The organism is Paenibacillus rhizophilus (genome assembly GCF_003854965.1).
Taxonomy (GTDB): domain Bacteria; phylum Bacillota; class Bacilli; order Paenibacillales; family Paenibacillaceae; genus Paenibacillus_AQ; species Paenibacillus_AQ rhizophilus.
In genome coordinates this window covers 376,642-390,158 of record NZ_RQPI01000003.1, presented here as the reverse complement: position 1 = coordinate 390,158, position 13,517 = coordinate 376,642, and the positions used below count along the sequence as shown (strand labels likewise).

Below are 13,517 nucleotides of genomic sequence, written 5' to 3'. Positions count from 1 at the left end.
GGCCTCCGGCCCAAGGCGTTAGCCCAGACCGAAAAATTTCTTCAGCTTCTTGAATGTGCCCGGCTTGCGGTCCAGCTGCATGAGCGGTACCGCGTCGCCCAATATGCGGCGGGCAATATTACGGTAGGCGATGGCTGCGCCCGAATCCGGATTCATAACCGTCGGCTCTCCGAGGTTGGCGGCCTTGATCACCAGTTCGTCATCCGGCACGATCCCGAGCAGGTCGATATTGAGCACCTGCAGAATATCCTCGACTTCCAGCATGTCGCCGGATTTAATGAGTCCAGGCCGGATGCGGTTGACGACCAGCTTAGGCGACTGCACTTCGGACTGCTCGAGCAGTCCGATCACACGGTCGGCGTCACGCACGGCCGCATGCTCGGGCGTCGTCACGACAATCGCCTTGTCAGCGCCGGCGATCGCGTTGCGGAAGCCGTGCTCGATCCCAGCAGGGCAATCGATCAGAATATATTCATACTCTTTCTTCAGTTCCAGCACGATGTCTCTGACCTGTTCCGGGGTGACTGAAGTTTTGTCCTTTGTCTGCGCGGCCGGCAGCATATACAGCTCGTCAAACCGCTTGTCCTTGACCAAAGCCTGCCCGAGACGGCAGCGGCCTTCGGCTACATCCACCAAATCGTAAATGATTCGGTTTTCGAGTCCCATAACGACATCCAGGTTTCTCAGCCCGATGTCGGTATCAACGAGACATACTTTTTTCCCCTGCAGCGCAAGCGCGGTTCCAATATTGGCCGTTGTGGTCGTCTTGCCCACGCCGCCTTTGCCGGAGGTAACAACGATCGCTTCTCCCATGAGGCTACACCCCTTTAAACACATTTAAATCCCGACGCAGCTTGACGATGTTGTGTATTTTGTCGATCTGCATGACACCTTCCGACAAAAAAGCGAACTCCATGCTGCTCTCACGGGTTTCCCATTCATCCGGGGGGCGACTGATTATCTCGGCTATGCGAAGCTGGGTCGGAGCCATCACGGAAGCCGCGATAACCGCTCCTTCGTTGCCCTCCACTCCCGCGTGAGCCACGCCTTTCAGAGCCCCGAGAATAAAAATATCTCCTGTACAGGTAATCGCGCCGCCGGGATTCACATCCCCGAGAAAGAGCAAGTCTCCCTTATGGTTCAGCACCTGCCCGGAACGAAGAATTCCGCTCATTACATACAGTGAGCTTCCGTTCCCCGGTTTCACGGAATCCTGCGCCTCGACCGACCGAATCAGCAAGTTGCCCTGTCCGCGCAAAATATCCAGCACCGCTTCCTTTTCTTCCTCAGTCACCGAGCGTTTACCCATCTTGATATCCACATGCACAATAGGTCCGGTCAAAATATTTTGATGGCTGTGCTCCAGCTTGTAGCGAAGCTCGCCAAGCATCTCTTCAAAGGGACATTTGTCGTCTAACAGGAAGACCAGGCCGTCCTTGATGCCTTTGATCCGTACATGCTTGGATTTTACTGTCATTTGACCCTCCCCCCATTCTCATTCATTCGTGCCGCGCCCCTCAAGTTCCTGCTTTTATCCGAGAGAAATTGCGCCGGCCTTTACGCCTTCTCTTCCTTGTGCGTCTCGTTCTTCAGCTTCTCAAGCTGACGGCGGACAGGAATGTACAGCAGAAGCCCAAGGGCAAAATGAATAAGCATGGTAGGCAGCATATGGTTCATTAGTTCCCAGTTGTATGGCTCGCGGTTCAACTTGAAAATGCTGTAAATGCCGAACAGGATGCTGTCCTCAAGCCAGCTTCCCAGCAGTAAGATCGTCATCATCAGCGGCAGCGGTGCGCGGGGCGTCTGGAATATCAGGCCGATCAAATAGGCAGACACTCCCATCGCAAAGGAATGGGCTCCGATGATTCTTCCGTAAAATATGATATCATGCAGCATGCCGAAGCTTAACCCCAGCATCAGCGCCGTGTGCCGGTGATGATAAACCGTTATGAATAATAGAACGATAAAGACGAGATTCGGGACAATTCTCATTTCCCATGAATTCGGTATAATCCAGGGCAGTACGGCTCCCTGAAGAATAAACAGCAGAAACAACAGCAAAACTAGGACCGACCTGTGCGCTCTCACTGCGGCTCCTCCGGAGTAAAGACGATTAGCAGCTGCTTCCAGTCCTCATATTCGGCGGCCGGCTTGATGACCGCGGTTTTGGTCAATCCGAACTCTCCGACCTCGACGCTCTCGACGGTCCCGATCGTAAGTCCCCGCGGATAGAGACCGCCCAGTCCGGACGATATAACGGTATCTCCCTCAGTGATCGGGTCTTTCTCGTCAATCCGGGTCATAATGAGCCTGCCGGTCTGCTGGTCGTAACGCTCAACCATGCCGAACGTCTGGTCGATTTTGCCAATGACCGTCGCGGCAATCGGCGGCTGTGAATTCGGATCGCTGCTGTCCATCATGGTCAGGAGCTTCACAGTCGACGTGAAATTGCTGACTTGGCTAATGATGCCCACAAGGCCTTTCTCGGAGATGACAGACATGTTCGGCTTAACTCCATCACGCGAGCCCAGGTCAATAACCAGCGAATTGTTGCTCGGCTCCGTCGTCAGGCTGACCACCTGGGCGTAATGATACTCATAATTGTATTTGGTTCTCTGTGCCTGCGTTAAATCCCACAGCCGTTTATAGTGTTCGTTATCGGCCTTTATCAGATTATACTCGGCCTTCTCCCGGGTATACTGCGCGGCGATGATCTTCAGCCGCTCGTTCTCCTCGGCCAGATCCTTCAGATTGCCGATATCTTCAAACAAGCCCGCTACGAATCCAGCGGGCTTGTAAAACAGATTCTGCACAAAACCGGTTGTATCCCTGACGAAGTTTTCGGGCCACGACAGTGACTTTCTTGTTCCGAGAGAGAAGCCCATAACCACAATAAAAAGCACCAGTGTTATTAACAGTATAAATAGTCGCTTATTGCTAAACAGCTTAAACAGTTTCAACACCCTCTAACAACCGTTTTTCTCTCCCGCTCCAGAGGTTCCCTTCGTCCTTCCCTCTCCTCACCTGCTTACCGTTTCGTGCGAAAAGATCCGCTGCCCCGGGTCTTGAACAAATGGATATTGTCCAGCGCTTTCCCGGTTCCGATCGCTACGCAATCGAGCGGATTCTCCGCTACGATAACGGGCATGCCGGTCTCGCTCGCCAGCAGCTTATCCAGATTACGCAGCAGCGCGCCCCCGCCGGTCAGAACAATCCCGCGGTCCATAATGTCGGCGGCAAGCTCAGGCGGACATTTCTCCAGCGTTACCTTGACTGCTTCAGTAATCGCATTGACCGTATCGGCCAGCGCTTCGGAAATCTCATCCGATGTGATGGTGAGCGTCTTAGGCAGTCCGGTCACAAGGTCCCGTCCGCGGATTTCCATCGTCTCCGCCTTTTCCAGCGGCATAGCGGAGCCAACGTCCATCTTCAGTTGTTCGGCGGTACGTTCCCCGATCATGAGGTTGTACTGACGCTTAATGTATTGGATAATCGACTCGTCCATTTCGTCTCCGGCCACACGAACGGACCGGCTGGTCACAATTCCGCCGAGCGAAATGACGGCAACCTCCGTCGTTCCTCCGCCGATATCAACGACCATGCTGCCCGTCGGTTCCCATACCGGCAGGTCGGCTCCTATCGCGGCCGCGAACGGCTCCTCGATGATATACGCCTCGCGGGCGCCCGCCTGCTTGGTCGCATCTTCCACGGCGCGCTGCTCCACAGCGGTAATGCCGGAAGGAACGCACACCATGACGTTCGGATGGCGCTGGAACATGGACCGCTGCTTCTGAGCCTGGCGAATAAAGTATTTAATCATCGTAGCGGTTGTATCGAAATCGGCGATAACCCCGTCCTTCATAGGACGGATGGCGCGAATGTTCCCCGGCGTGCGGCCGATCATTTTTTTGGCGGATTCCCCTACGGCTTCAATCGTTTTCGTATCGGTACGGATCGCCACAACGGAAGGCTCTCTGACCACAATGCCTTTCCCGCGGACGTAAACCAGTGTATTTGCCGTTCCCAAGTCGATTCCCAAATCTTTTGTAAAGCCACCTAACATGCTGTAAACTCCCTTTCCCTGTCAATGTGCATCGTTTAATTTTACATAAGACCTTGTTCCTTCATGCTGATAAATCCGTCATCGCCGATAATCAGATGGTCGAGCACGTCGATTCCGACAATTTCTCCCGCATCAAGCAGTCTCCGGGTCAAAGCAATATCCTCCGGACTCGGCGTCGGGTCCCCGCTGGGATGGTTATGCGCACATATAATGGAAGCGCTGCTGCATTTGATGGCTGCCCGAAACACCTCTCTGGGATGAACAATGGAGGCGTTTAGACTGCCCATTGACAGCGTTTCCTGCGCAATTACGTGATTTTTTGTATTCAAAAACAGGCAGACAAAGTGCTCCTTCTGCAGATAACGAAGCTGCTCGGTCAAAATGTCCGCCGCATCATGCGGGCTGCGAATCGTAACCGGCTGATCCAGCCTCGTATTCGCCATCCGGCGTCCCAGCTCCATACCGGCCTTCAGCTGTACGGCTTTGGCGGGACCGATTCCTTTAATTTGCATCATTTCTTCAATGCTAAGGTCGGCCAGACGGCGAAGACCGCCTACCTGTCCCAATATGCGCTGCGCGACATGAATCGCCGATTCCCGGCGGGTTCCCGTCCGCAGCAGAATAGCCAGCAGTTCGGTCTGGCTGAGTGATTCCGCCCCATATTGCATCATGCGCTCTCTAGGTCGTTCTTCATGGGGAAGGTCTCGCAGCATAAACGTCGACGATTCCATCCCTGTTCTCTTCCTTTCAGCCGCAGATAACACGGTATTGCTGTATAATGTGATAGTTCATAGCTTATAATACCGGACAAGCCCGAAATCCCTTCAGGCAACGCCAGTATCTTACACCCTCAATCATTATACGGGTAAAGCCTGCTCAATACAAATATAAATCGGGCGGGGGAAGGATTACCAAATCACGGCATCAAGCGATGCAAAAAGACTCCTCCAGACCGTTGTACCGGCATGAAAGAGTCCATGGATTAACGCATCCTTCGGAAGCCGTTTCCGAAATGCTGCAGTTCAGCCGGGCTCCGCCGGCCGTTTGTGTCCTGCCTGCGCCTTAGCCGATTTTGAAAGGACAGACGTTGTATTTCAGCAGCATTTGATACAGCAGATTCAGAGGAAGCCCCATTACGCTGTAAAAGTCGCCTTCAATCTTCTCAACAAAAACGGACCCAATCCCCTGTATCCCATACGAACCCGCCTTATCCAGAGGCTCACCCGTCTTGATATAATCGTCGATTTCTTCCCCCGACATCGGCCGGAACGTGACCTTGCTTTCCGTATAACCGGCCATAACGACAGGCTCGCCATCAGGCGATTCCGAGAGAACGCTGTATTGTCCAAGGTCCCCCAGCCGCACCGATTGGCTGCCGCTATTATCTGTGACTTCCGGCCGAAGAGTATCATTCCTGCCGTCCCCAAGTTTGATGCAGGCCACGCCCGTATATACCTTATGGCTTCTTCCCTGCAGGGCGGCCAGCATAACCTTGCTGTCTTCCGCATCAACCGGCTTGCCGAGAACCCGGCCGTCCAAGACGACAATCGTATCGCTTCCGACGATGATGGCGTCCCGTTCGCCCGCCAGCGGATGAACCGCTTCCGCCTTGCGGAGAGCAAGCTCGCTTACGATGCGTTCAGGCTCCCATTCCGGCGGGAAGCTCTCATCCGCTTCACTCGGCATAACCTCAAGGGGAAGGCCCAGTAATGATAAAAGCTCCCGGCGGCGAGGCGAACCGGAAGCAAGAATGATCGGAGTTATGCTGTTGTCGTTCACGTCATATTATCCTTTCCATAGGCTAAACGGCTATTTTCTGCGGTACAGCCAAACGGCTATAATAATGCCGACCAGACTGAGCAGACATAGCTTCAACCGAATCGTAATGTCATAGCTGATGATGTCCAAGTCGGCTTGCGGCGACCATTTGATCAAAGTTGACTTTGTCAGGAATGACAGAGCTTTAACCGGCTGCAGCAGCCTGGCGATCCAGGAGCCGGCCAGCCAGCCCAGAATCAGAAACAACAGAAGCGTACCTACATTTTTCTTCTTCATCGACCGTCTTCCCTCACCTTTGTGACATCTTCATTATTATACGGTGAAAAGACGGTGAAATACAACGCAAAATCCGGCGCGGAATGAGATCCCTCCCCTCCGCGCCGGATTCGGTCAACGCATGATCATAACCGGTACTGTCTAACCTTGTTCCATTGCGGCCATCAGCCGTTTTTGGCCGCTGAGCATTTCGAGCATGGAAGACTGCACTTCCCAGAGCAGGCCGTCGGCCTTGCTTTTGCCATATTCGTTCATCGCCGATACACCCTGGCTTACGGATTTCTCCAGTTCCTTGGCTACAGCCTGTTCCTTGGGAGGCAGTCCCGCTTCCAGCGCCTTCACCGCTTCCGTCCACTGCAGATGGAGATCGCTTACCTTCGTCGTGTCCGCCGCCGTATCGCCGCCAAGCAGCGTCGCAGAGAGTGAGCTAAGCTCGCCGAGCAGCGCTCCGCTGGCTTCAAAATACTGGGTCACCGTTTCACCGTCTCCGGTATATAGAAGCCTGCTTTCGTTTGGAAGCGTTACTTCCTTAACATACAGATCAATGCCCTGCGCCTCCAGCCTGCTCCCGAGCAGCTTCGCCTGCTCCCGGTCGGATGACAGTCCGGCGTACACCCGGTTGCCGTCCTCCGGGTCGATTCCGGCGGCCAGTCCGGCGCTCACCAGCTCCTGCTTCGCCTGCGCCGCTCCTTCCGGTGTGCTGAACACCCCGTACTGGAGCAGATAATAGCTCTGCGCCGCCACCTGTACGGGAACCGCCGGGGCGGTTGCCGCATTGCCCGCGGTATGCTGACCCACGGCTGAATTTGACGATGCCGTATCCGCGGAATCGCCGTTATGGACTCCGCCGATAAAAGTCAGCGCGGCATATCCAAGCATTAAGCCGATGCCGATGGCGCCCGCGACCGAAGCCGGGAACTTCCACCAGGAAGAGGAACGCCGGGTTGTGTAGTATCCCCCGCCGGCGTCTTCCGGATCCTCCGGCCATTCCCCCAAAGGACCTTTAGCCGGCGGACTATCATCTTCCGTGAACGCCGGAGAGCCGTAATCGAAATCGGCATAGCTCACATCAGTTTCCGGCTGTCCCTCCCGGAAATCTCCGATCCTCCGGGAGCGAAGAAACGAATCGCGCAGCAGCTCTCTGTCCTCAGCGCCTTCACTGTCCTGTCCATCTCGGTTGCCATCGTCCCAGTCGTCCGGATCTACGCCGCTGCCGGCGGTTTTCTTGTTATTGTTGTAAGCCTGTTCCAGCTCCTCCAACCGATATTCCCGATCCTGCAATCTGCCCCGTGGATGTATAGGGTCCAAGGTTCTGCCCGACCGGCTTCCCCCGGCCGTACGCCGGACCTCGTCCAGGCTGTATACTTCCGCCTGCTGTTCCAGCTTCGCCTTGTCCGGTCCGGATTCCGGCTGAAGCTCCCTCGGCTTGTCCTTTCCGGCATCGAACCGGAACGTCATTCTACCGTTACTCAATCCGTCCACCTCACCTTGTCCAGTCTATAAGAAAAGATATGATAGACGGTAGAGAAGTATGCGTATGATTACAGGAAAACCATCCCGCCGTCAATCAGCGGCGATTGACCGGTCATATAATCCGAATCAGGCCCTGCCAGGAAGGAAACAAAAGCAGCGACATCCTCCGGCGTTGACAGGCGTCCGAGCGTGATTTTGCTGCCGAACTCCTTGGTTGCTTCGCCTTGCTCTTCTCCTTTGGAGCTTGTGATTTGTTTATCGATAGACCCCCACATTGGCGTCTGAACAATACCGGGGCAATATGCGTTTACGGTGATTCCGTATTTCGCCAGCTCCTGAGCGGCGGTCTGCGTCAGCGAACGCACCGCGAATTTCGAAGCGGAGTATACGCTGAGACTCGCATTGCCAACATGGCCTGCCTGCGAAGAGGCATTGACGATTTTGCCCCCATGTCCCAGTTCTTTCAGCTTGGCCGTCGCAGCCTGAATTCCCCAGACGACGCTGGCCACATTGATATGAAATACTTTGTCCAAGTCCTCGATCGTTACTTCTTCAAGCATTTTTACAGGCGCAATACCGGCGTTATTGACAATAACATCGAAACCTCCCAGCTTCGCAGCCGTCTCCTCCACTGCGGAAAATACCTGATCACGGCTCGAGACATCGGCCTTCAGCGCAATGGAGCGACCGCCTGCCGCTTCGATTTCCCCAGCGACTTTTTTCGCATTGTCCTCATTCAGGTCCACTACAGCAACAGCAAATCCGTCTTGACTAAGCCGAAGCGCGATAGCCCGGCCAATTCCTTGTCCTCCGCCAGTCACCAACGCCACTTTTCCGTCAACTCTACTCATTTTCGTGCATCTCCTTTGTACGTATAAATTTTGAAAGAATTAGATAGCACGGCAAACGATCAGTACTATTTGCCTTTAACTACTATAGCACTCTGGGAAAATAAGGCAAAAAAACAGGACGATTTTCAGAAAAACATCAAATAATTTTCAATAAGTCTTAACAAGTCTGATACAGTTTGTTCTAATCTCAGCTGGCTTCCAACCAAGAATGAGAAAAGGACCCCCGGCTTCCTTAAACTCAGGAAAGCGGGCGTCCTCCAATTGGGTTCATCTTGTGACCGTTGACCGCCTAATGTCCACCGATTCGCGAGACCAAAAACTGCCGCAATACGGTATATTCCTGGCTGGCCCGGATCTCGCTGAATGGACGCTGCGTGTCTCCGGTTGTGAGCGGATTGGCGAAATCCTCCACAATCCGGCCCGGTCCGGGATGCATAACGACAAGGCGGCTGGCCAGAAGCAGCGCTTCGTCCACATCGTGGGTGATGAAAAACATGCACTTCCCCGTCCGGCTCCAAATCTGGCGCAAATGCGCCTGCATGTTCTCCCGGGTTAGGGCGTCGAGAGCGCTGAAGGGTTCATCCAGCAGGACGATTTCCGGCTCGGTCGCGAGCGTTCGGGCAATGGCGGCCCGCTGCTTCATGCCACCTGACAGTTGATGCGGCAGCATACCCGCCGAAGAGGTCAGACCCATCATTTCCAGAAAGTACGCCACCCGTTCCTTACGCCGGGCCTTGGGCATGCCCTTCATCCGCAGGCCGAACTCGATATTCCGGGCAAGCGACAGCCACGGAAACAGATTCGCCTGCTGAAAGACGACACCCACATCGGAATCGGGCGCGGTATGGCGCTGTCCGTTAATGGTGATCATCCCCCGGGTGGGCCGCAGATATCCGGCGATGATGTTCAACAGCGAGGTTTTTCCGCACCCGGAGGGACCCAATACCACCACAAGCTCGCCCGGTTCAAGCTTCATATTGATGTCGTCAAGCGCCTGCTTGAGGACCTTTCCGCCGCGGTAGGACAACCCGATTCCCTCAAGCACAATACCGTGCCTCCGGTCAGTCAAGGCCTCTGAATCCGAGGATGCATCCCGGGCGGAGGTTGCGCCCTCCGATGTTTGTCCATTTTCCCCGTAAACTCCTGCGTTCAATATCTCCTGACCGCCTAGCTGCTCCTCCAAGATCATAGTGCCTCTCCTTCCTTGAAGCTAAAATAACTGACCGACGGACTTGGATTAGTTGACTGGATAAAGGTCGTTTCGCAGCGCTTGTTGATATACGGATAAATCCGGTGAAGCCGTAATCGATTTCTGCTCCACCAGAAAATCTCCGGTGTCTTTCAGCAGTTGGCCGAATGCTCCCGGCTTGTCCGGTGTCCCCATATATTCCGGCGAGGTCTGCTGGGAAGCGTCAAGTACGATGATTTCATTCATCGCTTGGAGAGTAGCTTCCGGCGTTAATCCCAGTTCCTTGGACAGCGCCTGCGCCGATTCCTGCGGATGCTCGCGGTAGGTTTTCACTGCTTCATCCAGCACGGAGATATATCCTTTGACGAAATCCGGATACTTGTCGACAAAATCCTTGAGGACAACGCCGAACTCTCCGGTTATGCCGCCCTTGGCTGCTACCTCGGCAGAGCTGATAATCACTTCACCGCCGTCCTCGGTCAGCTTAGACTGGCTCGGCTGCCAGGTATAAGCGCCGTCAATGTCTCCCCTTTGCCATGCGGCGACAATATCGGGTGCCTGCATATCGAGGATGGTAATCGTGGACGGGTCGATGTTCTCCTGCTTCAGCGCGGACAGAAGACTGAAATGGGAAGTGGAGCCGAAGGTAGTCGCGATTTTATGGCCTTTCAGATCCTGAAGCGACTTGATGCCGGAATCCTTCTTGACGACCAACGCTTCACTCTTGCCAATAACGTCATGAATGTAATAGATCTGGTATGGAAGTCCCTGAGCAATGCCCGAAGATCCGGGAGGAGTACCGACCAGTCCGAAGTCGATGCCGCCGCTGGCGGCCGCCACATTGACATCACGCCCGGAATCGAATTTCAGCCAGGATATTTTGATGTCGGGATATTTTTTCTCAAGCAGGCCGAGCGCTTTCGCCAGAAGCTCACCGTTTGGTGACACCTGGTAACCGATGCGGACTTCTTTGGGCAGTTCTCCTGTTGACGCGCCCGCCGGGTCCGACGAAGCCGCCGCCGATGGTCCGGCCGAATTTTCCGGGGAAGGCGCTGCGCTTGCCGCTGCATCCCCGGCAGTATTGCCGCTTGCCGTTCCGCTATTGTTCCCGCAGGCCGATAGTACGAGCAGCATGGCAAATAGACTGAGTGCAAAGATCCATTTAAATTTATTAGGTTGTTTCATTTCCTGTTTTCTCTCCCTTTAGTACGTCTAGTACATCAACTGCGTGAACCTTTCTATTGCTCGATCCATGGCGACACGCGCCGGATCAGACCGCGGATGCACAGATCGATAACAATCGCGATCAGCGCCATGATAATAATGCCGAGATACATAATATCGCTTCGCAGAAATTTGCTGGCGTCCAGCACCATCCAGCCGACGCCGGACACGGCGGCCACCATCTCCGCGGCTACCAGTGTGGCGTAGCTGATGCCGACGGCGGTACGCAGCCCGGTCAGAAGCTCGGGGAGGATGGACGGGAAGATGACAAAAACATAGAGCTTCCAGCCCTTTGCGCCAAGCGATTTGGCCCCGTTAATCACTTCGCCGCCCAGACGCTGGACGCTGAATACGGAAGTTATGAACAACGGCGCGAACGCCCCCAGGAACAACAGAATGACTTTGGACACATCGGTAATGCCGAACCAGAGAACCAGCAGCGTGTAATAGGCCAGCGGCGGGAGCGGGCGGTAAAATTCGATAAACGGATCAAAGATCGCCCGAAGCCAGCGGTAGCGGCCGCATAAAATGCCCAGCGGCACCGCGGTTGCGAAAGCGGCGGCAAGAGCCAGAAACAGTCTCCGCATGCTTGCCCCGATATGGCTCAGCAAACTCACCCCTTTGTACCCCTCATGAAGGATATCCGTGAAGGCGGCCCAGACCGTATGCGGAGAAGGGAGAAACAGGGGATTCACCCAGCCCCGGCCGCTTGCCAGCGCCCAGATCAGTGCTGCGGCCAGCAGTGATCCGACGGAAATACAGCGGTACAACCACTTTACTGTGAAAGATGGATGGACCGGTCGGTCTGATTTGCCGTTTCTTCGTTCTCTTGTCCCGGTTTCCCGTATCTTTGTCTGCATCATATTTTCGTCCCTTTCCCCATTCCAGCTCCAACATGAGGAAAGGCCTTCCTCTATCGCTGCAGACTTGCAGTCTGAAGCTGATTTAAGCGGAAGGCCTCCAGTTGTCCGGTAGGCTTGAAGATATCATTATTGTTACGAGGTCAGCTTGAGCCCGACCATTCCCACGACGATCAAAACCATGCATGCCAGCTTCAGCGGATTTACAGATTCTCCATACAGGAAAATGCCGGTTGCAATGGCTCCCGTGGAGCCGATTCCGGTCCATACCGCATAAGCCGTTCCGACCGGGATGGAAGACAGCGACTGGGAAAGCGCATAGACGCTTAGCGCCAGAGCGGCAATTGCTGCCGTGGCCCATCCCTTCTGTCTCCGTCTTTGCCATTCCTTAAGCAGCGGAACGCTGATTACCTCGACCGCTCCGGCAAGCAGCAGCCAAATCCAGGCCATCAGATCAGTTCACCGCCCTTTGGTTGAACGGTCTCGCATCCGGACGCAAGCTTCAGTCCTACGATTCCCAAGAGCAGTATACCGATGAAAAAAATTCTCCAGCCGCCGGCGGGCTCGTCAAGGAATAGAATGCCGATCAGCCCCGTTCCGGCCGTTCCGATCCCGGTAAATACCGTATACGCCGTTCCGGCCGGCAGAAGCTTTAACGACAATACATACAATAAATAGCTGACCGTCATGGAGGCCAATGCGAATACGCTCGGCCAAAGTACGGTTAATCCTCGCGAATAATTCAGCAGAACCGCCCAGACCACATCCATCAGTCCACCGGCAATAACGACCATCCAGGCCGCCTTGGCCCGAGTGGAGCCAACTGGACATTGCAGCGTTTGTTTCATTTAAGTTCTGCTCCTTTAACCGGGAAATCGAACATCGAACAGAACGATTGAATCGTCCCCATCATCTCTTTTTCGATCAGCGACAGATGATGCCGCTTGCTCCAGGCCAGAACGATGGAAATATCCAGCCGGGTGTCGGATATGTCCAGCGGGACAATGCTCTCCCGGTTGACAAAGTATTCGCTCATGAACTTCGGAACGAATGCGGAGCATTCATTCAGGGAAATTACTTTTTCCAGCATGGGGAAGCTGTCGAGCCGGTAAGCCGCATGGAAGGTGCCATACTTTCTCAAAAGCTCCGACACGCCGCAATCAGTGGCGAATTCGGTATTGTACAGCACAAGCGGCTGGGCCATCGCCTCCGCAAGCGTCACCGACGAACGGGCCGCCAAAGGCGACTCCCGGCTGACCATCAGCACCAGCTGATCCCCGAACAGCTCTTTAATGCACAGATCCTTTTCTTCCGGATGATCACAGGTTTTCATTAGAACCCCGAAGTCGGCTTTGCCCGCCGCGATGTCGCGCAGATTGTTATTGGATTCTCCCACCTTCATCAGCACATTGACATTGGGGTGCCTGTTCTTGAAGGTGGTCAACGTATTGACCATAATCGAGTTGGTGATAAACGGCTCTACCGCCAAATGAATGCTGCCGGTCAGTGTTTGTGTGCTCTCCTCGGCGATGGAGCGGATATCTTCCAGCAGGCCGATCGCTTCCATCGCCTTCTTAATAACCGCTTCTCCAACTTCCGTAGGATGTACCCCCTGATTGGTGCGTTTGAAGAGCGTAATTCCGAGCTCCGTCTCCAGCTTGGATACCGAGGAGCTCAGTGCAGGCTGCGAAATGTAGGAACGTTCGGCGGCAAGAGAAATCGAACCCGTCTGCGCAATCGCCACGATATGATAAAGCTGTTCCACACGCATGCGTTCCTCCCTCTTTGCCCTTTAGTAATCC

The 13,517-nt window shown here is 54.5% G+C and carries 16 protein-coding genes; all 16 read right to left on the bottom strand.

What is annotated here, in order from left to right:
- Positions 1-18: 18 nt before the first annotated feature.
- On the bottom strand, positions 19-813 hold the full coding sequence (minD, locus tag EH198_RS08995; RefSeq protein WP_124695198.1) for a septum site-determining protein MinD: 795 nt from the start codon (positions 811-813) through the stop codon (positions 19-21).
- A 4-nt stretch (positions 814-817) separates the two neighbouring features.
- Positions 818-1,477 carry a septum site-determining protein MinC gene (locus EH198_RS08990; protein ID WP_124695197.1) on the bottom strand — a complete coding sequence of 220 codons (660 nt, stop codon included), beginning with the start codon at positions 1,475-1,477 and terminating at the stop codon, positions 818-820.
- Positions 1,478-1,557: 80 nt separating this feature from the next.
- Positions 1,558-2,088 carry a rod shape-determining protein MreD gene (gene mreD, locus EH198_RS08985; protein WP_124695196.1) on the bottom strand — a complete coding sequence of 177 codons (531 nt, stop codon included), beginning with the start codon at positions 2,086-2,088 and terminating at the stop codon, positions 1,558-1,560.
- Entirely contained in the window at positions 2,085-2,963 is an 879-nt protein-coding gene (gene mreC, locus EH198_RS08980; protein WP_124695195.1) for a rod shape-determining protein MreC, read from the bottom strand. Before mreC ends, mreD begins: the two co-directional genes overlap by 4 nt.
- A 65-nt stretch (positions 2,964-3,028) precedes the next feature.
- Complete coding sequence (locus EH198_RS08975; protein WP_124695194.1) at positions 3,029-4,063, bottom strand: rod shape-determining protein; 1,035 nt, start codon at positions 4,061-4,063, stop codon at positions 3,029-3,031.
- A 41-nt stretch (positions 4,064-4,104) separates the two neighbouring features.
- On the bottom strand, positions 4,105-4,794 hold the full coding sequence (radC, locus tag EH198_RS08970) for a RadC family protein (protein ID WP_124695193.1): 690 nt from the start codon (positions 4,792-4,794) through the stop codon (positions 4,105-4,107).
- A gap of 331 nt (positions 4,795-5,125) precedes the next feature.
- The gene (locus tag EH198_RS08965; protein WP_124695192.1) at positions 5,126-5,842 is read right to left on the bottom strand and encodes a Maf family protein; all 717 of its coding nucleotides are present in this window, start codon (positions 5,840-5,842) and stop codon (positions 5,126-5,128) included.
- Between the two features lie 30 nt (positions 5,843-5,872).
- Positions 5,873-6,118, bottom strand: coding sequence for a DUF4321 domain-containing protein (locus EH198_RS08960; protein WP_124695191.1), 246 nt, complete (start codon positions 6,116-6,118; stop codon positions 5,873-5,875).
- 141 nt (positions 6,119-6,259) lie between these two features.
- On the bottom strand, positions 6,260-7,591 hold the full coding sequence (locus EH198_RS08955) for an SPOR domain-containing protein (protein WP_124695190.1): 1,332 nt from the start codon (positions 7,589-7,591) through the stop codon (positions 6,260-6,262).
- 68 nt (positions 7,592-7,659) lie between these two features.
- Positions 7,660-8,442 (bottom strand): (S)-acetoin forming diacetyl reductase, encoded by a 783-nt coding sequence (locus EH198_RS08950; protein ID WP_124695189.1) that lies wholly within the window; start codon positions 8,440-8,442, stop codon positions 7,660-7,662.
- A gap of 289 nt (positions 8,443-8,731) precedes the next feature.
- Positions 8,732-9,631 carry an ABC transporter ATP-binding protein gene (locus tag EH198_RS08945; RefSeq protein ID WP_124695188.1) on the bottom strand — a complete coding sequence of 300 codons (900 nt, stop codon included), beginning with the start codon at positions 9,629-9,631 and terminating at the stop codon, positions 8,732-8,734.
- Between the two features lie 48 nt (positions 9,632-9,679).
- A complete protein-coding gene (locus EH198_RS08940) occupies positions 9,680-10,816 on the bottom strand; it encodes a taurine ABC transporter substrate-binding protein (RefSeq protein ID WP_246014157.1) in 1,137 nt (378 codons plus the stop codon).
- Positions 10,817-10,869: 53 nt separating this feature from the next.
- Positions 10,870-11,715 carry an ABC transporter permease gene (locus EH198_RS08935; protein ID WP_124695187.1) on the bottom strand — a complete coding sequence of 282 codons (846 nt, stop codon included), beginning with the start codon at positions 11,713-11,715 and terminating at the stop codon, positions 10,870-10,872.
- Between the two features lie 135 nt (positions 11,716-11,850).
- Complete coding sequence (locus tag EH198_RS08930) at positions 11,851-12,165, bottom strand: DMT family transporter (protein WP_124695186.1); 315 nt, start codon at positions 12,163-12,165, stop codon at positions 11,851-11,853.
- Positions 12,165-12,563 (bottom strand): DMT family transporter, encoded by a 399-nt coding sequence (locus EH198_RS08925; protein ID WP_124695185.1) that lies wholly within the window; start codon positions 12,561-12,563, stop codon positions 12,165-12,167. Before EH198_RS08925 ends, EH198_RS08930 begins: the two co-directional genes overlap by 1 nt.
- Complete coding sequence (locus EH198_RS08920) at positions 12,560-13,480, bottom strand: LysR family transcriptional regulator (RefSeq protein ID WP_221621500.1); 921 nt, start codon at positions 13,478-13,480, stop codon at positions 12,560-12,562. The genes EH198_RS08925 and EH198_RS08920 overlap by 4 nt, the downstream gene beginning before the upstream one ends.
- Positions 13,481-13,517 lie beyond the last annotated feature (37 nt).